We start from the raw sequence: 21,743 nt of genomic DNA, 5'->3' as shown, positions 1-21,743 counted from the left end.
GGCGAGGGAAGGCAGGATGACCGCCGTGACTGAAGATCAGGTGCAGGCCGCAACGCAGCCTGAAAAGTCCTCCAGCCGTCCCTTTTCCGCCTTTGAGCGCATGGTGGCGTGGCGCTACCTGCGTTCCAGGCGCAAGGAAGCCTTCATTTCGGTTATCGCCGGCTTCTCCTTCATCGGCATCATGCTCGGCGTTGCGACGCTAATCATCGTCATGGCCGTGATGAACGGGTTCCGCACCGAGCTCATTTCCCGCATTCTCGGCATCAACGGTCACATGATCGTGCAGCCGATCGACGGGCCACTCAACAACTATGCGGAGCTGGCGACCAAGTTCTCGGGCGTCAAGGGCGTCACCATGGCAATCCCGTTGGTCGAGGGCCAGGTTCTGGCGCAAGGCATCGGCGACAGTTCTACTGGTGCTCTGGTGCGCGGCATCCGCGCCGACGATCTCGGCAAGATGAAGTCGGTCTCCGACCATATCCAGTCCGGCGACATGGTCGGCTTTGCCTCCGGCTCCGGTGTCGCGATCGGCTCCCGCATGGCCGAGCAACTCGGCATTCGCGTCGGCGGAACAATCACGCTGACCTCGCCCAATGGCGACGTGACGCCGCTTGGCATGAATCCGCGCGTCAAGGCTTACACCGTCTCGGCGATCTACGAGATCGGCATGTCGGAATACGACTCGACGATCATCTTCATGCCGCTTGAAGAGGCGCAGCTTTTCTTCAACGCGGAGGGGCTTGCGCAGTCGATCGAGATCTTCGTCGAGCATCCTGATGTCGTCGACGAACTGCGCCAGCCGATCGAGGATGCCGCGGGACGACAGATCTTCATTACCGACTGGCGCGACCGCAACAAGACCTTCTTCTCGGCGCTCGAAGTCGAGCGCAACGTCATGTTCATGATCCTGACGCTGATCGTGCTGGTCGCCGCGCTGAACATCATTTCCGGCCTGATCATGCTGGTGAAGGACAAGGGCAGCGACATCGCGATTCTCAGAACGATGGGCGCGACCTCCGGCTCGGTGATGCGCATCTTCTTCATGACGGGTGCCGCGATCGGCGCGGCGGGAACGGTCGCGGGCGTGGCGCTCGGCGTCGTCGTCTGCCTCAACATCGAATCCATTCGGCAGTTCTTCTCCTGGATCTCTGGAACCACACTTTTCAGCCCAGAGCTCTATTTCCTGAGCCAGCTTCCGGCCGACATGAATGCCGATGAGACCGCGCTCGTCATCGTCATGGCACTTACCCTTTCCTTCCTCGCCACAATCTTCCCGGCCTGGCGTGCTTCGCGCCTCGATCCGGTGCAGGCCCTGCGTTACGAATGACAAGGACATCAACTGAATGAATGCGCGCGTGGCACTGCAGCTTTCCGGCGTCGAGCGACACTACGGGGAAGGCGAAACGTTCCTGTCCATCCTCAAGGGTGCGGATTTTACCCTGAGAAGTGGCGAGACGGTTGCGCTGGTCGCGCCTTCGGGAACCGGCAAGTCGACGCTCCTGCATGTCGCCGGCCTGCTGGAGCGCCCGGATGGCGGCGAAGTGCTGGTCAACGGCGTCTCCTGTGGTGGCCTCAACGACGATCGGCGCACGGCGATCCGCCGCAACGAGATCGGCTTCGTCTACCAGTTTCATCATCTGCTTCCCGAGTTCTCGGCACTTGAGAACATCATGATGCCACAGCTGATCGCCGGCTTGCCCAAGGCTGAGGCCGCCGATAGGGCAAGGGCGCTGCTCGACTACATGCGCATCGGTCACCGTGCCGATCATCGCCCGACGGAGCTCTCCGGCGGCGAGCAGCAGCGCGTCGCGATCGCGCGCGCCGTCGCCAACGCGCCGCTCGTGCTTCTTGCGGACGAGCCGACAGGCAATCTCGATCCGGAAACCGCCGGCTATGTCTTTGAAGCGCTTGAGGCGCTCGCGCGCCAGTCGGGTCTCGCGGCCCTGATCGCCACGCACAATCATGAACTCGCCGGGCTGATGGATCGGCGCGTGACGATCGAGGACGGCAAAGTCGTCGAGATGAACTGATGGCACCGGCCGAGCGGGCGCATTGATCGCCCAGCGCCGTTGCCGCTCACTGTCTTTGGCCAGCGCGGAAGAAACGTCTCACAGTTCACGTCCCACGCCGCCCTGGGCGCGGCGTACGCGTCTTCTGGCGCCGCTTTTAACGCCGGATCAGCCCGCCACGATAGTCGAGTTCGTAAGCTTCCTCGCCATCGACGAAGATGACCTCGCGGCCGGAAAAATGTTCGGTGTCGCCGCGGCTGCTATCGATGTAGTAGCCATGTGCATGCCGAAACTCCATACCGCCGAGGAAGTGCCGCTTCTCACGATACATCGCCTGTAGCGCAGCCTTGATGACCAGACCTGCCTTCTCTCCAGTTATGAGCTCGGGGCGCATAATCCGGCCGAAGTAGTTCATCGCCCAGCGCGGTTCGCCATCCTGCCAGACCGTTTCCTGTCCTGCAAAATCGGTTCCGCCGTAATAGCTGTCGAGATAGCGCCAACTGCCCGTTTCGTAGCCGATGTCATGGGAGCCTTGGCGAGAGGAAGGCCGCGGCACGCCGCCGCCGACATAGGTTTTCGATTTGGCTTCGACGATTTTGTTCGAGCGCGGCCATGTGGGTTCCTCATATGTTCTGGCCGAGGATGCCGTGGTCCGTGTTGGTTGTAAAGAACAAATAGAGAACAATCACCTGATTACTGAACGCCGCAAGCCTTCTGGCCGCGATCGTCGTTCCAGTCCTTGAGCAGGACGAGTTCGCCCTTGGTGGCTATGGCCTTGTCGTTGGATTTGCCCTTGCCTGTCAGAACGTTGAGGTCGCACTTCAACGTGTTGTCTAGATCGAGTGTATCGTAGGATGAGTAGGTATAGCCGGCGACCACGAACTCGAAATTGCGGTAGGCGACCGTCAGTTTCTGTTCCCAGCGGTCACGTCCGATGGAATCGTTGTGGCTGGAGATGAGCAAAGAACCGCTCGGCAGCGCCTCGACCCACGGCGCCTGTCCGGCAAAGTCAAAGTCGCCCCAAATCTTGTTCGGGATCGCCGCCTTCAGCTCAAGAGCGCCATTCTCACCGGTCAGATAGAGATAGACACCGTTGTCATCGTCGCTTCCATCTGCGGGGCGCACGATCAGGGCGAGGTCCGCGTCACCGTCCTTGTTCCAGTCGCCGGTCGCCGCGGAGACGATGCGGGCAGGGTCGATCGTTTCGGCCGCGGAGGCGACGGCCGGAACCAGAAACAGCAATGGCAGAATCAGGCGTGCATGCATGTCGGAACGCTCCGCTTGGTTGTTCCTCTTGATATGCGGGCGCGGCGCTTTCCTCAAGCGGCTTCCTGGCAGTTAACCTGCATTCGACTGCCGTGTTAACCATCGTCAACAGAACGTCTGTGCTCGGCTTGACGCGTGAACAAAAATAGAACAAAGTAAAAACATAACGGAAAAGGAGCCATGTTATGACTGATTTTGTTCGTGACCTCGCCGCCTTCGCTTCGATGAGCCTGTTCATCGCAAGCATCTCTTTCATCGCGCTCGGCCTCTGAGGAGCGTCGATATTTCCTCTCAAGCACCTCCCGAAATGCGCCCCCTGGATTGAATAAGGGGGGCGACGTGTCAGGTGAAACTGGACATGTCGGGTGATAAACGGGATATCCTGCCGACCAGACAGGAATCAGGGTGCGAATAATGGCAGACGACGGCAAAGCAGCATCGAGCGAGGCGCTTGGTTCGGACCCGCAGTTTGTGCATCTGCGCGTCCACTCGGCCTTCTCCCTGCTCGAAGGTGCGCTGCCGCTGAAGAAGGTCATCGGCAAGGCGGTTGCCGATAATCAGCCGGCGATCGGGATCGCCGACACCAACAATCTCTTTGCCGCGCTCGAGTTTTCGCAGAAAGCAGCCGACGACGGACTGCAACCGATTACCGGCTGCCAGCTTTCCATCGACATGGAAGACGAGGCGGATGGCGAACGGCGCGGCCACGCGCAACATCTCGCGAAGCTGCCCGCGATCGTCCTGATCGCCGCGACCGATGATGGTTACACCCGGCTCGTGGATCTGGTGAGCCGTGCCTATCTCAGCGGCGAGGGCAGCCAGGCGACTCGGATCACGCGCTCCTGGCTTGCCGAAAACGGTACGGACGGATTGATCGCGCTGACCGGTGCGTCGGGCGGTCCGGTGGACCTGGCCCTGAAGGCGGGCTCGACGGCACTGGCCGAAGCGCGTCTCGAGGCGCTGCATGATCTCTTCGGCGACCGGCTCTATATCGAGCTGCAGCGGCACGGCGGATTTGACCGCCGCCATGAGAGCCGGATTATCGACCTTGCATACAAGTTCGACATTCCGCTGGTTGCCACCAACGAAGCCTTCTTTCCGTCACCGTCCGACTATGACGCCCATGACGCCCTGATGGCGGTCGCGCACAACGCGATGGTTTCGGACGACAGCCGCTTCCGCCTGACGCCGGACCACTACCTCAAGAGCCGCAAGGAGATGGCTGCGCTTTTTGCCGATCTGCCGGAGGCGCTGGAAAACACTGTCGAGATCGCACGGCGCTGCTCTTTCATGCTGAAGACCCGCGGACCGATCCTGCCGCGCTTTACCGGCGCCACCGCAGATCCGGAAGAGGCGGAGCGCGCCGAGGCGGACGAACTGCGCCGCCAGGCGGAGGAGGGGCTCGAAGAGCGTCTCGCCAGGCTCGGCATGGCGCCCGGCTATAGCGAAGAGGAGTATCGCGAGCGCCTGGCCTTCGAACTCGGCGTTATCGAGCGCATGAAGTTCCCCGGCTACTTCCTGATCGTTGCCGACTTCATCAAATGGGCGAAGCAGCACGATATTCCCGTTGGGCCGGGCCGTGGTTCGGGTGCAGGGTCGCTCGTTGCCTATGCGCTGACGATTACCGACGTCGATCCGATGCGCTTCTCGCTGCTGTTCGAGCGCTTCCTCAATCCCGAGCGCGTCTCGATGCCCGACTTCGACATCGACTTCTGCCAGGACCGGCGCGAAGAGGTGATCCGCTACGTGCAGCGCAAGTATGGTCGCGAGCAGGTGGCGCAGATCATCACCTTCGGTTCGCTGCAGGCGCGTGCCGCACTGCGCGACGTCGGCCGCGTGCTCGAAATGCCCTATGGCCAGGTCGACAAGATCTGCAAGCTGGTGCCGAACAACCCGGCCAATCCGACGCCGCTCTCCAAGGCGATCGAGGAAGAGCCACGCCTGCAGGAGGAAGCCGAGAAGGAGCCAGTCGTCGCGCGGCTTCTCGACATCGCCCAGAAGATCGAAGGCCTCTATCGCCACGCCTCGACCCACGCCGCCGGTATCGTGATCGGCGACCGTCCGCTGTCTCAGCTCGTGCCGATGTATCGCGATCCGCGCTCCGACATGCCGGTCACCCAGTTCAACATGAAATGGGTGGAGCAGGCGGGCCTCGTCAAGTTCGACTTCCTCGGCCTGAAGACCCTGACCGTATTGAAGGTCGCGGTCGATTTCGTGAAGCAGCGCGGCATCGAGGTTGATCTGGCGAGCATCCCGCTCGACGACCCGAAGACCTATGAGATGCTGTCGCGCGGCGAAACGGTTGGCGTGTTCCAGGTGGAAAGCGCCGGCATGCGCAAGGCGCTGATCGGCATGCGGCCCGACTGCATCGAGGATATCATCGCGCTGGTGGCGCTCTATCGCCCGGGCCCGATGGAGAACATTCCGGTCTACAATGCCCGCAAGCATGGCGAGGAAGAAGTCGAGTCGATCCATCCGAAGATCGATCATCTGCTCAAGGAAACGCAGGGCGTTATCGTCTACCAGGAGCAGGTGATGCAGATCGCCCAGGTGCTCTCGGGCTACTCGCTCGGCGAGGCCGATCTTCTGCGCCGCGCCATGGGTAAGAAGATCAAGGAGGAGATGGACAAGCAGCGCGCCCGCTTCGTCGACGGCGCGGTGAAGAACGAGGTGTCGAAGCCGCAGGCGGACCTGATCTTCGACCTGCTCGCCAAGTTCGCCAACTACGGCTTCAACAAGTCGCACGCAGCGGCCTACGCCATCGTCTCCTACCAGACCGCCTATATGAAGGCGCACTATCCGGTGGAGTTCCTGGCGGCGTCGATGACGCTCGACATGTCCAACACGGAAAAGGTCAACGACTTCCGTCAGGACGCAAAGCGCCTGGGCATCGAGGTGATTGCACCGTCGGTGCAGTCTTCATTCCGACATTTCCAGACGGGCGAAAACCGCATCTATTATTCGCTTGCCGCAATCAAGGGCGTGGGCGAATCCGCGGTTGAGCATATCGTCGAAGTGCGCGGCGACCGGACCTTCGTGAGCCTTGAGGATTTCTGCCTCAGGATCGACCCCAAGCTTCTCAACCGTCGCGTCTTCGAAAGCCTGATCGCTGCCGGTGCGTTCGAATGCTTCGGCTATGACCGTGCGGAACTGGTCGGCGGGCTCGACCGCATCCTCGGCTTCGCCCAGCGTGCGCAGGAGAACAAGACGAGCGGCCAGAGCGACATGTTCGGGGCAGGGGCGGCAACCGGGCCGGAGCGTATCGCGCTCCCGACCTACACGCCCTGGCTCGCTTCGGAGAAGCTGCATCGCGAATTCCAGGTGCTGGGTTTCTACCTCTCCGCCCACCCGCTCGACACCTACAATGCGCTGCTCGCCAAGATGCGCGTGCAGACCTTCGGCGATTTCGCCGGCGCGGTGAAGAAGGGGGCAACCGCCGGCCGGCTTGCCGGCACAGTGACCTCGAAGCAGGAGCGCAAGACGCGCACCGGCAACAAGATGGGAATCGTCGCCTTCTCGGATTCTTCGGGCCAATTCGAGGCCGTGCTGTTCTCCGAAATGCTGCACCAGTATCGCGACCTCTTGGAGCCGGGCAAATCGCTGGTCATGACCGTTGCCGCCGAGGAGCGGCCGGAAGGCATCGGGCTGCGCATCCAGACCCTGCGCTCGCTCGAGGAAGAATCGCTGCAACTGCAGAAGGCGCTGCGCGTCTATGTGCGCGATTCCGGCCCACTGAAATCGATCGCCTCGCACCTCAACACCAGGGGCGACGGTCTCGTCTCCTTCGTCGTCATCAAGGACAACGGTCAGCGCGAGATCGAGGTGGAACTGAGCGAGAAGTTCCGGATCTCGCCCGAGATCGCTGCGGCGCTGCGCTCGGCGCCGGGCGTGGTCGACGTCGAGTTGGTTTGATCGGCAGGTTTCTCCGTTTCGTTCGAAGCGAAGAAATCACACCGATCACCTTGAGGGTGGGCAGCTGGGACAGAAAGCGCACATTGTGCTTTCCTGCGGTTCCCCGGGATCAGTCACCCGGACGCGATCGGGTGACGGTGATGAAATCGGTTCCCTGGCCGGTCTCCAGCCCGCTTTCCGTGTCGGCGATCGAGAGCGAAGAGCCCTCGGCCAGCAGTCCTTCAACCCGCTTGCGAACGTCGTCGGATATCGTCATTCGCGCCAGCGTGCGCTGTATGCCGTTATAAGCGAAGGGGTCCGCCTCAATGGAAATGCCGAGCCGCTTCTTCATCGAGGCGGGCAGGTGGTTTTCAAGCGAAACGCCGAACCATTTGCCTTCGGCGCCTTCTTCTTCATTGTGCCGGAACTGGAGGAAATGCGTCCCAAGGGCCTCTTCCGGTTTGTCGATGGTGAGGCCGGCTTCGAAAAGCGGCTTGAAACCTTGCCGCACGAGGATCTTGCCGTTCTGCGGCGGCGTTCGGCCGGCCTTACGCAGGAGCTTGTCGGTCAGTTCCGGCGTCAGCTTGCCATCGCTCTCGAGACCTTCGCCCGTCTGGAAGGCGCGGAGCGCCGCAGTGGTTGCCGTGCCCGCATGGCCGTCGATCGAGCCGGGCGCGTATCCGAGGAATTCCAACGAGGTTTGAACCTCGCGCATGGTGTCGCGCGCGTCGCTGCGCGTGATCAGGATGCGGATCGGTTCTTCCATGGATCTGGAGGTGCCGGCACCGCCGGTCGGCTCTCTCATCGCCACTTCCACCGGCGTATCTCCGGCCTGGCTGATCGCCGGTCTGAGCGGAACATCGGAAAGCGGCGGCTGGATATTTACCGGAACCGGACGGAAGAGGAGGGCGCTTTTAACCTCTGCGGGCGATATCTGCCGGTCCGAGATCAGCACATGCACGCCGCGCTCGGTCATCTTGTAGAGCGACGCGGCGAAAGCGCTTGGCAGGCGCACACATCCGTGTGAGGCGGGGTAGTCGGGCACGTGGTTGGAGCCGTGCAGCGCAATGCCCGACCAGGTGAGCCGCTGCATGAACGGCATCGGCGCATTCGAATAGATGTTCGACTTATGATGGCGCCGCTTTTCGAGGATAGAGAAGATTCCGGTCGGCGTCGCATGGCCGGCCTTGCCGGTCGACACCGGTGACGTCGCAATCACGGCATCGCCGTCATAGACCACGAGCGATTGCTGGTCTTTCGAGACAATGATTTGCAGCGGCCCGCGACTGCCTGCAAAGCCGGTGGCCGGCGACAAAAGCAGAGCGACGAAGCTGGCGGTGAGAGCGAAACGCGATACCATACACTCAACCCAACACGTGACTTGGCGAACGAGCCTAGCCGGCAATCTTTAAGGAATTCATCCAGTCCGTGTGTCGGCCACATCAAGGTTGCGTGATCGCCGCACGTTTACGTTCAGTGATCGCGTTTCCGGGTACCGAAGGTATAGCCGGTCTCGACGCTCTCCTTGCCGAACTTGTCGCGCAGCTTGTTCATGGCGTCTTCGGCCGCTGCCCGGCGGGTTGCCGCCGGATCGACAAGGTCCGGAGGGTCGGCCAGATCTGGGGCGGATAGATCGCTGACGCCAATCCCGATCAGGCGATACTTCGTGCCATCCGCCTCTTTCTCCAAAAGCTGAAGCCCGGTGCGGAAAATGCGGTCGGCAAGCCGGGTGGGGCTGTCGAGCCGCCGGTTGCGGGTGCGAAGCTTGAAGTCGGTGGTTTTGAGCTTCAGAACGACGGTCTGACCCGCGAGTTCGGACTTTCGCAGCCGGTGGGCCACCTGCTCGCTCAGGCGCCTAAGGTGCGTGACCAGGTCGTCGTAGCGTGCGATGTCGTCATTGAACGTCGTCTCCGCGGAAACGCTCTTCGCCTCGCCGTCGATTTCGACCGCCCTCTCGTCGAGCCCGCGCGACAGCCGATAGAGCCGCTGCCCCATGGTGCCATAACGGCGCATGAGGTCGGCTTCCTCCATGGTCTGCAATTGCCCGATCGTGCGCACGCCATCGCGTTCCAGGATGGCGGCGAAGGCCTTGCCGACGCCCCAGATCAGAGTGACCGGCTTTTCCCTCAGGAACTCCAGCGCCTCGGCCTGACCGATGACGGAAAAGCCGCGCGGCTTTTGCAGATCGGAAGCCACCTTGGCGAGGAACTTGCAGTAGGAGAGGCCAACCGAAACGGTGATGCCGATCTCCTGCTCGACACGGCGGGCGAAGCGCGCGAGGGTGCGGGCCGGCGGATCGTGATGCAGTCGCTCGGTGCCTCTGAGCTCAAGAAATGCTTCGTCGATCGACAGTGGCTGCACCAGCGGCGTCAACTCCTGCATCAGCGTCCGCACCTCGCGGCCGACGCGCGCATATTTCTCCATGTTGGGTTTGATGACCACGGCCTGCGGGCAGGCCTCCAGCGCCTTGAACATCGGCATTGCCGAGCGCACGCCGTGAATGCGGGCGATGTAGCAAGCCGTGGACACCACGCCGCGCTTGCCGCCGCCAATGATCACCGGCTTGTCGGCAAGCTCCGGATCGTCGCGTTTCTCGATCGACGCGTAGAACGCGTCGCAATCGATATGCGCCAAGGTGAGATCGTAGAGCTCGCTATGGCGCAGCAGGCGCGGACTGCCGCAGGCCGTGCAGCGCCGCGCGCTAGCGGCCTGTTCCTTGAGGCAGTCGCGGCAGAAGCCTGGAGATTGAGCAGCGCTGTCGGGCATATCAGGAACAAATATTGAACATCGCGACCTTACGCTCTACGCTAGTGAGTCTCAAGGGAGGCTCTGTTGGAAATCACACTCCAGTTCTCACCTGTCACGGCGGATAGTTGGGCGGATTTCGAGCAGCTTTTTGGGCCGAACGGTGCCTATGGCGGTTGCTGGTGCACCGCGTTGCGCCTGCCGCATTCCGTTCGAACGGCGATGCCGGCAAGGGAGCGCAGGGCCTTTATCAAGGCTCGTATCGATACCGCGCCGTCGCCCGGTATCCTCGGCTATTTCGAGGGAACGCCGGTGGCCTGGGTTCAGATTGGTCCGCGCCAGGATGTTCCGCAGTTCAATTCGCCGCGCACGGTCGCGCGACCGCTGGAGGACCGCGAGGCGACCGATCCGACGATCTGGGCGCTGAGCTGTCTGTTCATGCAGTCGAAGCTACGCGGCAGGGGCTTGAGCCATCAACTCGTGCGCGCCGCGATCGACCACGCCAGGGCGGGCGGCGCACGTTATCTCGATGCTTGTCCGATCGATCGTGCCAAACAGTCCAAGTCAGTCGCCCTTTGGGTCGGCGCGACGACGGTCTTCGAGGCTGCGGGATTCGATGTCGTGGCGCGCCGCAAGGATGGTAGACCGCTGATGCGCTTGGATTTGCACTGATGGGAACCGGCGCTGAACTAACCCTCGAAATGCGCGCGGATGGTGGCCGCCGCTTCCGGCCAGTCGGCCACAGCGCGGATGCCGGCGTCCGGCTTTGGGGCAAGGGCGCGAAACTCCGCGTTAACCATCAGGTTGATCAGCAGGCAGGACGGCGTGTGATGCTGGACCGACTGCAGGTTGCGAAGAATATCATCCACGAAGACCAGCGGAACCGGGCGTCCGCCGTGCAAATTTTGGACGATCGGTCCCTTCGGTTCCTCGGAGGCAAGCAGCGGATAGGGAAGGCCAAGCCGGTCGAGCAAGGCACGGCGGACCGCCGCGTGATGCGGCGGCATCGCCGTCAGGAAAACGATGTCCGCTTCTTTCGACAGAGCAGCCAAAGTCTCGACGACCTGTGCAGCCGGCGTCTGCCAGCGATCCTGCGTCCCGTAGAAGGAATTAAGCAGGGCTTTGACCTCCGCCTCCGCCAGCGGTTGTTCGTTCGCGCGATCGATGATGTTGCCGGTCAGGCGGAACGATCGGGGCAGCAGCACGTGGCCGCAGCTATCGAGAAAGGCTTTGAAGGGATTGATGAATTCGAGCACGACTTCATCGACGTCACTGACGATCAGCGGGCGCTCTCGAAGCTGAATGCGGTCGCTCGTGGACGTGCCTGGCACGCTCAATCCTCAAAACCCGAATGGTCAGAAAGCGCCGCATGGGCGCGCACGACATCTTCCGGTGCCGTGCCGGTTGCCTGGCAGAATGCCATCAGCGTCGGCTCGTGGTCCATGAGAAAGGCGATGAGACCGCCCATGAAGCCGGGTTCGGCAATGGCATTGCGCAACGCCGTTGGATCGGTGCCCGTCAGTGCCAGGAAACGGGACAGAAGCTCAGGCTCGCCCGCGAGCCAGGCAAGGATGTCGATGGCGATTTCGTCAGCGCTCTTCAATGCTTCGTCCCCGTATGGTTTTTACGTGCGGAGTTACCTATTTTTCAACCAAATAGGCCTATCTCTGAAGTTGAGGAAATGGGTCGAGTCGTCGGCTCTGCAAGTTAAATGTCCTGAGGAGACTTGCAAGACGATGATGGACAGCAAGGGATCGACATGCCCAAACAGGTAATGATTGTTGAAGACAACGAGCTGAACATGAAACTGTTCCGCGACCTGATTGAGGCTTCCGGCTACGCGACGATCCAGACGCGCAACGGCATGGAGGCGCTCGAGCTCGCGCGCAAGCACCGGCCCGATCTCATTCTCATGGACATCCAGTTGCCGGAAGTATCCGGTCTGGAAGTGACGAAATGGCTGAAGGAAGATGACGAGCTTCACGTCATTCCGGTCATTGCGGTCACCGCATTTGCGATGAAGGGCGACGAGGAACGGATCCGCCAGGGTGGATGCGAAGCCTATGTTTCCAAGCCGATTTCCGTACCGAAGTTCATAGAAACGATCAAAACCTACCTGGGCGATGCCTGAGCGGCGGGAAAATTGATATGACTGCGCGTATTCTTGTCGTTGATGATGTTCCGGCCAATGTGAAGTTGCTCGAAGCCCGGCTGCTCGCCGAGTATTTCGATGTACTGACGGCCAATGACGGCTATTCGGCGCTGGCGCTTTGCGAGAAGACGCCCATCGATCTCGTGCTTCTCGACGTTATGATGCCCGGCCTCGATGGCTTCGAGGTCTGCGAACGTCTGAAGGCCAATCCGCGCACGGCGCATATTCCCGTCGTCATGGTGACGGCGCTCGACCAGCCGTCGGATCGCGTGCGCGGCCTGAAGGCCGGCGCCGACGACTTCCTGACCAAGCCCGTCAACGATCTCCAGCTAATGTCGCGCGTGAAGAGCCTGGTGCGGTTGAAGAATGTCAGCGATGAATTGCGCCTGCGCGCCCAGACGGCGCAGACCATCGGCCTCGAAGACGTCGGCGGTGCGGATCGTCCGGACGAGCCGGGCAATGTTCTGCTCGTCGATGGCCGTGGCTCGTCACAGGAGCGGCTGCAACGCGCCCTCAAGCCGATCGCCGATGTTTCGGTGATTTCCGATCCGCAGGCGGCGCTCTTCGAAGCGGCCGAGAACAACTTCGACCTGGTCATCGTCAATGCGAATTTCGACGACTACGATCCCCTGCGGCTGTGTTCGCAGTTGCGCTCGCTGGAGCGGACGCGCTTCATCCCGATCCTCTTGATCGCGGAGCAGGGCAGCGACGAGATGGTGGTGCGTGCGCTCGATCTCGGCGTGACCGATTATCTGATGCGGCCGGTTGATCCCAATGAACTGATTGCCCGCTCCATGACCCAGATCCGGCGCAAGCATTGCAATGACAGGCTGCGCTCGAGCGTGCAGCAGACCATCGAACTTGCCGTCACCGATGGCCTGACAGGCTTGCACAACCGCCGCTATTTCGACACCCACCTGAAACTGTTGATGGACCGGGCTGCGGCGCGCGGCCGGCCGCTCTCCATCTGCATGACCGACATTGACCGTTTCAAACAGGTCAATGATACCTACGGCCATGATGCCGGCGACGAAGTGCTTCGGGAGTTCGCCAACCGCATTCGCACCACCGTGCGCGGTGCCGATCTTGCCTGCCGTTTCGGCGGAGAGGAATTCGTCGTCGTGATGCCGGATACGTCGGCTGAAATGGCGGCGGGCGTCGCCGAGCGCTTGCGCACGATTATCGAAAGCCTGCCGTTCCCGGTTCCGCAGGCGGATGGCGTTTTGAAGGTAACGGCGTCGATGGGAATAGCGACGCTCAGGCCGGGTGCTGACACGGCCGAGGCTCTGTTGAAGCGCGCGGATACGGCGCTCTACCAAGCCAAGCACGAGGGCCGCAACCGAGTGGTGGCGGCGGCCGCCTGAGCGTTTGGCCGTCCAATCCGGGCGCTCCGCGACCCAGTGATTTTCTTGGGTCACCTCTTGCGGGTTGCATTTAAAGTTGTATTCTCGCCACAGCCGATGCTACCGGGGAGATTGGGTAGCCGCGGCGCCCATGCGTGTGCCTGTCTCAGTCTGATACAAAATTAACCATGCGCTTAGCGGCACCGCTTCGCGCATTAAGAATTCGTTGATTTTTTTCCATTTTCAGGTGATGCTGATGAACAAGTAGGCATCGCCTACCAACATTTTACTTACCCCATGATGCTCAGGTCCGCCGCATCTCCTGGGTCGTGGGGTCGGTCGGTTGGCTTTTGACTTCTGCGGAATCCTCGTGCCGCAGTCAGACGCCAGCCGACCCCCTTTTCCGAAGCGCCGTCCCATCTTGGGGCGGCGTTTTTGCTTTCTCGGCACCGGGCGAGGGGGCGCCGTGTCGGCATGTCTTTCAATCATCCTTTGACCTGTCACCGAAGCCAGCGGTGCCTTGCGCGCCGTTTCCCGGACGTCCAAAAGGAAAGGGCGCCTGACCTTGCGGTCGGCGCCCTAAATTCCCGAGAAACGGTCGATCTTACTTGATCTTGGTTTCCTTGAACTCAACGTGCTTCTTGACGACCGGGTCGTACTTGGTCTTGGTCATCTTTTCCGTCATCGTACGGCTGTTCTTGGTCGTGACGTAGAAGAAACCCGTGTCGGCTGTCGAAAGCAGCTTGATCTTGATGGTGGTGGCTTTTGCCATGGTCGTCCTGCCTTTGTAACAATGAAAGCCGTGGACAACCGGTTGCGGGCCACGGGCAAGGTTGGCGCGAAACTACAAATCGCGGCCGAAAAGTCAAGGCCGTTTTGGCTTCAAAACGATCCTGACCACCGAAAGCGCGACATAGAGGCCGAAAAAGCCGGCGATCGCCCAGGCAAAGCCATTGTTGCCGGTGGCATCCATTGAAGCACCGATGGCCTGCGGCCCCGCAACCGTGCCGACGGCATAGGAGAACACGAAAGCGGCGTTGGCGGCGGCAAGATCGGCGCCCTGCAGCCGCGAGCCAAGGTGGCTGAGACCGACCGTGTAGAGCCCGGAGACGCAGCCGCCCCAGAACAGCAATACGATCGCCATCAGGAACCAGCTTTCGACCAGAAGCGGCAGGAACAGCGCGCCAACAAGGCCGATAACAGTCATGGCCGAGAGCAGGGTTCGCCGGTCTTTGACGCGGTCGGACAACATGCCGACCGGGATCTGGAAGATGAAATTTCCGACCCCCATGACAGTCAGCAGGAGGGCCGCCTGCGATTCGCTGAAACCGGCTCTCGTGCCGAAGATGAGGAACAGCGAAAGACCGCCTGATTCGACCGCGCCGAAGATGAACACGGCGGCGGTTGCGGTGGGCACGAGGAAGACGTAGCGCAGGAAATGCCGCTCCGGCTTCTCGTCTATGACGGGGCTTTCGTCGCGTGCGAGGAAGATCGGCACCGAGGCAAGCAGGATGACGCCGGCGCCAACCATGAAAGGCAGGATGCCTTCACTGCCGAGGATTGAAAACAACAGCGGCCCGGTCAGGAAGCCCAGCGACAGGAACGTGCCATAGATGCCGAGCACGAAGCCGCGCTTTGCCGGCGGCGCCGTGGCGTTGATCCAGAACTCGGAGAGAATGAAGAGGACGGTGATCGCCCCATGGAAAACGATCCGCAGCGGGAACCAGAGCCAGAAGTTGGTAATGTAGTAAAAGCCGAACGAACTCGTTGCTGCGATCAGGACGGCCCACAGCATTGTCGGCGCGACGCCGTGTCTATGAGCGAACTTGGTCGTGAACGGGGCGGCAACCATCGATGCCACGCCAGCCATGGCGGAGTTCAAGCCGATCAGCGTCGAGGAGATTCCGCGCTTCTCCATGATGATCGACAGGAGCGGCAGACCGAGACCAATTGCAATGCCGACCGCACTGATCGCTGCAACGGCGGCGATCAGCGACCGCCAGTGAATTTCCTCAACCGGTGCAACTGTACCGGGCGACGGCTGTGACATGCGACGAGGGTCCTTAGAGCAACGTGCGGACGAGGCGCCCACGGCGCGCGGCATAAAGTGGCACCTCTCGTTCGCAGGGGAGCGACGGATCGGTGTCGAGACTGCTTCTGAGGTCAGCAAGTATGATGGCGGTGATGTCGGGTATCCGTAGAGACGGAGAATCGTTCACATCGATCCACTGCAAATCCTGAAGCTCCCGGCTGTCCAGGAAGCGTGTCGGATCGATTTTGGCCTCGTCCGCAAACAATGCGAAGAAGCGCGTATCGAACCGCCGCGCGTGGCCCGGAGGGGTAATGGCCCGAGCCATATAGCGCAACTTTGCAAGATCGGGAAGAAATGGAACCGGCGCTGTGGCAGAGGGAGCCGGTTGCCCGACGGCGATGCCGGCCTCTTCGTAAAGTTCGCGCAGTGCGGCAAGGGCGAGCGCGCGTGCGCGTGCATCCGTCAGCTCGCGCGTGCCGGCCGCCTTCAGCGCATGCAGGACGGAAGGGTGCAGGTCGGAGCCGAAGCCGATGCGGTGATCGCCGGCATCGCGCCGCCCACCGGGGAAGACATAGAGATCCGGCATGAAGACATGGGCGCTGTGCCGTTTGCCCATCAGGACGCGCACGCGTCCCCCTTGGCGGTCAAGCAGCATGACGGAGGCCGCATCGCGTGGCCTGACGGCTGCGGAACGTTGGCGTTCGACCTCGCCGCCCAGGCCCCGCGCAGACGTCATGCCCTGTCGTCTCGCGGCGGCAGGACATCTTCCGGTGCGTCTTCGTGGCCGCCGAAACCGTGCATCCTGAGCGCCCATTGCAAGCCGATGACGGCACCCTTGATCGGCTGCAGCAGCGCCAACGAACTGATCACGGTGATCGGTGCCCAGATTGCCAGATGCTGCCACGTTGTCAGCGGCAGGATGAGATCGGTCATCATGTAGCCCGCAAGCACGACGTGGCCGACGATCGTCACGACGATATAGGGCGGGAAGTCATCGGCGCGGTGATGGTCCATGCGTTCGCCGCAGGCGGCGCAGGCATCGACGGACTTGACGTAGCTGCGAAACAGCTTGCCGCTGCCACAGGCCGGGCAACGGCCGAGAAAGCCGCGCTTCATCGAAAGGCCAACGGAGCGCTTGTCGCTTTCGCTACCGCCCAGTTGAAGTGTTTCGCCTGCCGCTGCTTTCATGCCTAATCCTCTGCCTTACGGGAGTTCTAACGCCTGCCTCGCGGCGGCCGCGTTCCCGGCGTCTTACGTGCTCCGGTGCGATCGCGCCGGCCGGACTTGTGGAAGGAGCGCGTTGCCGTCGGCATCTTGCGCCCCTCGCTTTGCATCTCGAACCTGAGCGCACCCGCAAGCGGCACAGCTTCAACGAGCTTAACGCGCACCGGATCGCCGAGGCGATAGCCGAGCCCGGTCTTTTCGCCGGAAAGCGCCTGATGCGCCTCATCATGGATGAAGTAGTCGCGCCCGAGCGTAGATATCGGAACGAAGCCATCGGCGCCATAGGCGGGCAGGGTGACAAAGAGTCCCGCCTTGGTGACGCCGGAGACGCGGCCTTCGAATTCCTCGCCGACACGGCCATTCAGATGGTGTGCGATCAGCCGGTCGACGGTGTCGCGCTCCGCCGCCATGGCGCGACGCTCGAAGGTCGAGATCTCGGCGGCGATGTCGTCGAGCACGCCCTCTTCCTGCGGCGTCAGCCCGCCTTCGCCAAGGCCGAGCGAGGCAACCAGCGCCCGGTGCACGATCAGGTCGGCATAGCGCCGGATAGGCGAGGTGAAATGTGCGTACTTCAAAAGGTTCAGGCCGAAGTGCCCGATGTTCTCGGGGCTGTAGATCGCCTGGCTCTGCGACCGCAGCACCATCTCGTTGACCATCGTCTCGAAGGGTTTTCCCTCGGCCTTGGCGAGAATGCCGTTGAAATGGTTCGAGCGCATGTTGCCGCCCTTGACGAGCGAGATGTCGAGCGTCGCCAGGAACTCGCGCAGGCTTTCCTGCTTGGCGAGCGACGGCTGGTCGTGCACGCGATAGATCAGCACCTGGCGCTTCTGCTCCAGCGTCTCGGCGGCCGCGACGTTTGCCTGGATCATCATCTCTTCGATCAGCTTGTGGGCGTCGAGGCGTTCCGGGACGAAAACGCGATCGACCGTGCCGTCGGGCTTCAGGATGATCTTGCGCTCGGGCATGTTGAGTTCGAGCGGCTGGCGCCGGTCGCGCCCGCGCGTGAGGATCCGATAGGCTTCCCAGAGCGGCTTCAGGATCGCGTCGAGGATCGGCCCGGTCTTGTCGTCCGGGTTGCCGTCGATCGCCGCCTGTGCCTGCTGATAGGAGAGCTTGGCAGCACTCTTCATCATGATGCGGTGGAAGGTGTGGCCGGCCTTGCGGCCTTCCTTGGAGAAGCGCATGCGCACGGCAAGCGCCGGACGATCGACGCCTTCCTTCAGCGAGCAGAGGTCGTTCGAAATCCGTTCGGGCAGCATCGGTACCACCCGGTCGGGGAAATAGACCGAGTTGCCGCGCTTCAGCGCTTCCAGGTCCAGCGCCGATTTCGGACGGACGTAATAGGAGACGTCGGCGATTGCGACCGTGACCATGACGCCGCCGGGATTGTCCTCGGACGGGTCGGGTTCGGCATAAACCGCATCGTCGTGATCTTTGGCATCGGCCGGGTCGATGGTGATCAGCGGCAGCGTGCGCCAATCCTCGCGATGGGCCATGGTGGCGGGACCGGCGGCGTTCGCCTCTTCGATCACACGCTCGGGGAAGATGTGGGGGATGCCATGCGCGTGGATGGCAATCATCGAGATTGCCTTCTCCGAGGCCACGGAGCCGATGACGTTTTGGACCTGGGCCCGTGGCAGACCGTAGCGACCGAGGCGCGAGAGCTGCACTTCGACCAGATCGCCATCCTGCGCGTTGCCGGTGAACTCCGGATCGACGAGCACTTCTTCGCCGCGCTTCTCGATCGGCATCAGCCGGCCGCCGCCGCCTGGAGTGGCGCGGAAGACGCCGAGCACGGCGTCCTTGCGCTTGTCGAGAACCTTGATGATGCGCGCCGTATAGGCAGGACCGCCACGCTCCTTGGCGGGGAAGATCTTGGCGAGCACCCGGTCGCCGAGACCGCCGACCGGTACCTTGCCCTTGGCCTTGCCGACAACCGACTGCTTGATCAGCACCGCCGGCGCGACGCCGTCATCGTCCAGCCACTCGGCGGGACGGCCGATCAGTTCGCCGTCGACGTCGCGGATGGTGATGTCGAGCACGGTCACCGGGGGCAGGGCGCCGGGACGCACCAGCGACTTGCGCTTCTTTTCGACGAGGCCGTCCACTTCCAGCGACTTCAGCAGCGCCTTGAGCTCGACACGGGTATCGCCCTTGAGCCCGAAGGCCTTGGCGATCTCGCGCTTGGAGGCGCGGTCCGGGTTTTCGGCAATGAAACGCATCAGCACGTCACGCGGCGGAACCGCGCCGTGGATGATGGGCTCGCTTGCCGGAGCCGGTCCTCCCTTGGCCGCGCGAGCAGGCTTCTTGCCCATGGCTCTTCTGCCGGACTGTTCGGTCGGATCGCGCGGTATTCTGGTCAAGATCAGCCCTTCTTGGCCTTGGCGGCCGTCTTCGTTTTGCTCTTGGCAGGTGCCTTGGCCTTGGTCGACTTGGTTGCGCCGTCCTCGGACTTTGCCGCCGCCTTGGTCGTCTTGGCCTTCACGGGCTTGCCCTTGGTAGTTCCACCCTTGGCGGCACGCTCCGAAATCAGCACGAGTGCCTCCTCGACCGTCACCGACTGCGGATCCTTGCCCTTCGGCAGCGTCGCGTTGACCTTGCCCCAGTTTACATAGGGGCCATAGCGACCGTCACGAACGGTGATGGAGCCGCCGTCCGGGTGGTCGCCAAGTTCCTTGAGCGAGGCGGCGGCGGTGCGGCCACGCCCGGCACCGGCCTTCGACTGCTTGTCGGCGAGAACCGACACGGCGCGATTGAGGCCGATCGAGAAGACGTCTTCGATCGATTCGAGATTGGCATAGGTGCCGTCGTGCAGCACGAACGGTCCGTAGCGGCCAAGGCCGGTCGAGATCATCTTGCCGCTTTCGGGGTGCGCGCCGATATCGCGCGGCAGCGACAGCAGCGCGACCGCCTTCTCATGGTCGATCGTCGATGGCGTCCAGCCCTTCGGCAGGCTCGAGCGCTTCGCTTCCTTGCCGTCGCCGCGCTGGACATAGGGGCCGAAACGGCCGCTGCGCAGGGTGATTTCCTCGCCGGTATGCGGATCCTTGCCGAGCGCCTGCGGTTCATTGGAGACCGCCGCTTCCTGGTCGCCGTTGCTTTCGGAGGAAAGCTGGCGGGTGAAGTTGCACTCCGGATAGTTCGAGCAGCCGACGAAGGCGCCATATTTGCCAAGCTTCAGCGACAGCTTGCCGGTGCCGCAGACCTGGCAGATGCGTGGATCACCGCCGTCTTCGCGCTTCGGGAAGACCAGCGGCGCCAGTTCCTCGTTCAGCGCATCGAGCACGTTGGTGACGCGCAGCTCCTTTGTTTCCTCGATCTGTGCGAAGAAATCCTTCCAGAAGTCGCGAAGTACATCCTTCCAGTTGACCTCACCGGCCGAGACCTGGTCGAGCTTTTCTTCGAGCGACGCCGTGAAGTCGTAGCCGACATAGCGCGTGAAGAAGCTTTCCAGAAACGCCGTCACCAACCGCCCCTTGGCCTGGGGTATGAGCTTGCGCTTGTCGTTGGTGATGTAGTCGCGGTCGAGCAGGGTCGTGACCGTCGCGGCATAGGTCGACGGCCGGCCGATGCCGAGCTCTTCCATCTTCTTGATCAGGCTCGCTTCCGAGTAGCGCGGGGGCGGCTCGGTGAAGTGCTGCGAGGCGTTGATCTTCTGCTTGGCGAGGTTTTCGCGCGCGTTGATTTCCGGCAGGCGGCCATCCTCCTCGCCATCATCCGTCTGCTCGCCGTCTTCCTTGGCATCCGTATAGGCGGCGATGAAGCCGTCGAAGCGGATGACCGAGCCGGTGGCGCGCAGGCCCGCCTTCTGGCCGCCGTTGTCGGCAGTGATTTCTGCCGTGGTGCGCTCGATCTCGGCCGATGCCATCTGGCTCGCGATGCCACGCTTCCAGACCAGATCGTAGAGGCGCAGCATGTCACCGTCGAGGAAGCGGCGGACCTGGTCCGGCGTCCGATTGAAGTCGGTCGGGCGGATGGCTTCGTGCGCTTCCTGGGCGTTCTTCGCCTTGGTCGAATAGAAACGCGGCTTTTCCGGCAGGTAGCGGTCGCCGAACTGGCTGGCAATCGCCTTGCGCGAGGCCTCGACCGCTTCCGGCGCCATCTGCACGCCGTCGGTACGCATATAGGTGATCAGACCGACCGTCTCGCCGCCGATGTCGACGCCTTCATAGAGCTTCTGCGCGACCTGCATGGTGCGCGATGCGGAGAAGCCGAGTTTGGAGGAGGCGGCCTGCTGCAGTGTTGAGGTGGTGAAAGGCGGCGACGGGTTACGCTTGACCGGCTTTGCCTCGATGCTGTCGACGACATAGGCGGCGCCATCGAGCAGGGTCTTCAGCCGGTTGGCCTCTTCGCCGTTGCCGACAGCCCTTGGCGCGAGGCGCTTGCCATCGGCCGAGACGAGGCGGGCCTCGAACTCGTCGCCGCGCGGGGTCTTCAGCAGCGCGGAGATGTTCCAGTATTCCTCGGAGATGAAGCGCTCGATCTCGGACTCGCGATCGCAGACAAGGCGCAGCGTGACGGACTGCACACGGCCGGCCGAGCGGGCGCCCGGAAGCTTGCGCCAGAGGACCGGCGACAGGTTGAAGCCGACGAGATAGTCGAGCGCGCGGCGCGCCAGATAGGCGTCGACCAGCGAGATGTCGATGTCGCGCGGATGGGCGATCGCCTCGAGCACGGCCTTCTTGGTGATGGCGTTGAAGGCGACGCGCTTCACCGGCTTGTCGCCGAGCACCTTCTTTTTCTTCAAGAGGTCGAGCACGTGCCAGGAAATGGCTTCGCCTTCGCGATCCGGGTCGGTTGCGAGAATGAGGCCGTCAGCGGACTTTACCGCGTCGGCAATGTCCTTCATGCGCTTGGCCGAGGCGCCATCGACCTCCCAGGACATTTCGAAGTCTTCATCCGGACGGACCGAACCGTCCTTCGCCGGCAGATCGCGCACATGGCCAAACGAAGCCAGCACCTTGTAGTTAGGCCCGAGGTACTTGTTGATCGTCTTTGCCTTGGAAGGCGACTCCACCACTACAACATTCATCGTCATTTTCTGAGACAACCGGTTCTGGTTCGGGCGTCAGCGCTGTCAG

Annotated in this window: 18 protein-coding genes; 6 read left to right on the top strand and 12 right to left on the bottom strand. The window is 62.2% G+C overall.

From position 1 onward, the window contains the following. The first annotated feature begins 16 nt into the window (after positions 1–16). Together ACTJKE_RS10080 and ACTJKE_RS10075 are read left to right on the top strand one after the other, a co-directional pair. Positions 17–1,327 (top strand): lipoprotein-releasing ABC transporter permease subunit, encoded by a 1,311-nt coding sequence (locus tag ACTJKE_RS10080; protein ID WP_057252301.1) that lies wholly within the window; start codon positions 17–19, stop codon positions 1,325–1,327. Between the two features lie 16 nt (positions 1,328–1,343). Further along, positions 1,344–2,030 (top strand): ABC transporter ATP-binding protein, encoded by a 687-nt coding sequence (locus ACTJKE_RS10075; RefSeq protein ID WP_057252300.1) that lies wholly within the window; start codon positions 1,344–1,346, stop codon positions 2,028–2,030. Positions 2,031–2,166: 136 nt separating this feature from the next. Here ACTJKE_RS10075 and ACTJKE_RS10070 read toward each other — a convergent pair whose 3' ends face one another. After that, a complete protein-coding gene (locus ACTJKE_RS10070; protein ID WP_440636692.1) occupies positions 2,167–2,565 on the bottom strand; it encodes a DUF5680 domain-containing protein in 399 nt (132 codons plus the stop codon). A gap of 137 nt (positions 2,566–2,702) precedes the next feature. After that, the gene (locus ACTJKE_RS10065) at positions 2,703–3,275 is read right to left on the bottom strand and encodes an FG-GAP repeat protein (RefSeq protein WP_057252297.1); all 573 of its coding nucleotides are present in this window, start codon (positions 3,273–3,275) and stop codon (positions 2,703–2,705) included. 414 nt (positions 3,276–3,689) lie between these two features. Here ACTJKE_RS10065 and dnaE point away from each other — a divergent pair, with 414 nt between their 5' ends. Beyond that, positions 3,690–7,187, top strand: a complete 3,498-nt coding sequence (gene dnaE / locus ACTJKE_RS10060; RefSeq protein WP_112995493.1) for a DNA polymerase III subunit alpha — start codon at positions 3,690–3,692, stop codon at positions 7,185–7,187. A gap of 109 nt (positions 7,188–7,296) precedes the next feature. On the opposite strand, the gene ACTJKE_RS10055 is transcribed toward dnaE, so the two are convergent. Together ACTJKE_RS10055 and ACTJKE_RS10050 are read right to left on the bottom strand one after the other, a co-directional pair. Continuing rightward, positions 7,297–8,526, bottom strand: a complete 1,230-nt coding sequence (locus ACTJKE_RS10055) for a L,D-transpeptidase family protein (RefSeq protein WP_112995492.1) — start codon at positions 8,524–8,526, stop codon at positions 7,297–7,299. A gap of 113 nt (positions 8,527–8,639) precedes the next feature. Continuing rightward, complete coding sequence (locus tag ACTJKE_RS10050; RefSeq protein WP_112995491.1) at positions 8,640–9,932, bottom strand: DNA polymerase IV; 1,293 nt, start codon at positions 9,930–9,932, stop codon at positions 8,640–8,642. A gap of 66 nt (positions 9,933–9,998) precedes the next feature. On the opposite strand from ACTJKE_RS10050, the gene ACTJKE_RS10045 reads away from it, so the two are divergent. Then, positions 9,999–10,583 carry a GNAT family N-acetyltransferase gene (locus tag ACTJKE_RS10045; RefSeq protein ID WP_093232265.1) on the top strand — a complete coding sequence of 195 codons (585 nt, stop codon included), beginning with the start codon at positions 9,999–10,001 and terminating at the stop codon, positions 10,581–10,583. 17 nt (positions 10,584–10,600) lie between these two features. Here ACTJKE_RS10045 and ACTJKE_RS10040 read toward each other — a convergent pair whose 3' ends face one another. Both ACTJKE_RS10040 and ACTJKE_RS10035 read right to left on the bottom strand, forming a co-directional pair. Continuing rightward, the gene (locus ACTJKE_RS10040) at positions 10,601–11,242 is read right to left on the bottom strand and encodes a hypothetical protein (protein ID WP_112995490.1); all 642 of its coding nucleotides are present in this window, start codon (positions 11,240–11,242) and stop codon (positions 10,601–10,603) included. 2 nt (positions 11,243–11,244) lie between these two features. Further along, positions 11,245–11,514 carry a DUF3572 domain-containing protein gene (locus tag ACTJKE_RS10035; protein WP_058329343.1) on the bottom strand — a complete coding sequence of 90 codons (270 nt, stop codon included), beginning with the start codon at positions 11,512–11,514 and terminating at the stop codon, positions 11,245–11,247. A 156-nt stretch (positions 11,515–11,670) separates the two neighbouring features. On the opposite strand from ACTJKE_RS10035, the gene ACTJKE_RS10030 reads away from it, so the two are divergent. Next, complete coding sequence (locus ACTJKE_RS10030; protein WP_003537642.1) at positions 11,671–12,042, top strand: response regulator; 372 nt, start codon at positions 11,671–11,673, stop codon at positions 12,040–12,042. A gap of 17 nt (positions 12,043–12,059) precedes the next feature. After that, positions 12,060–13,427 (top strand): PleD family two-component system response regulator, encoded by a 1,368-nt coding sequence (locus ACTJKE_RS10025; protein WP_112995489.1) that lies wholly within the window; start codon positions 12,060–12,062, stop codon positions 13,425–13,427. A gap of 583 nt (positions 13,428–14,010) precedes the next feature. Here ACTJKE_RS10025 and rpmG read toward each other — a convergent pair. The 6 genes from rpmG to topA form a co-directional block, all read right to left on the bottom strand. After that, complete coding sequence (gene rpmG / locus ACTJKE_RS10020) at positions 14,011–14,178, bottom strand: 50S ribosomal protein L33 (RefSeq protein ID WP_034795357.1); 168 nt, start codon at positions 14,176–14,178, stop codon at positions 14,011–14,013. Positions 14,179–14,271: 93 nt separating this feature from the next. Beyond that, entirely contained in the window at positions 14,272–15,456 is a 1,185-nt protein-coding gene (locus ACTJKE_RS10015) for an MFS transporter (RefSeq protein ID WP_093232267.1), read from the bottom strand. A gap of 13 nt (positions 15,457–15,469) precedes the next feature. Further along, positions 15,470–16,174 (bottom strand): NUDIX hydrolase, encoded by a 705-nt coding sequence (locus ACTJKE_RS10010; RefSeq protein WP_057252288.1) that lies wholly within the window; start codon positions 16,172–16,174, stop codon positions 15,470–15,472. After that, positions 16,171–16,626, bottom strand: coding sequence for a DUF983 domain-containing protein (locus tag ACTJKE_RS10005; protein ID WP_057252287.1), 456 nt, complete (start codon positions 16,624–16,626; stop codon positions 16,171–16,173). The genes ACTJKE_RS10010 and ACTJKE_RS10005 overlap by 4 nt, the downstream gene beginning before the upstream one ends. A gap of 26 nt (positions 16,627–16,652) precedes the next feature. Further along, complete coding sequence (gene rnr, locus ACTJKE_RS10000) at positions 16,653–19,025, bottom strand: ribonuclease R (protein ID WP_440636684.1); 2,373 nt, start codon at positions 19,023–19,025, stop codon at positions 16,653–16,655. A gap of 2 nt (positions 19,026–19,027) precedes the next feature. Continuing rightward, positions 19,028–21,694, bottom strand: a complete 2,667-nt coding sequence (gene topA / locus ACTJKE_RS09995) for a type I DNA topoisomerase (protein ID WP_112995488.1) — start codon at positions 21,692–21,694, stop codon at positions 19,028–19,030. Positions 21,695–21,743 lie beyond the last annotated feature (49 nt).

This window comes from Ensifer sp. 22521, from assembly GCF_052044795.1.
Taxonomy (GTDB): Bacteria; Pseudomonadota; Alphaproteobacteria; order Rhizobiales; family Rhizobiaceae; genus Ensifer.
The sequence above is the reverse complement of the archived record's forward strand: the minus strand, read 5'-3'. Positions and strand labels throughout refer to the sequence as shown.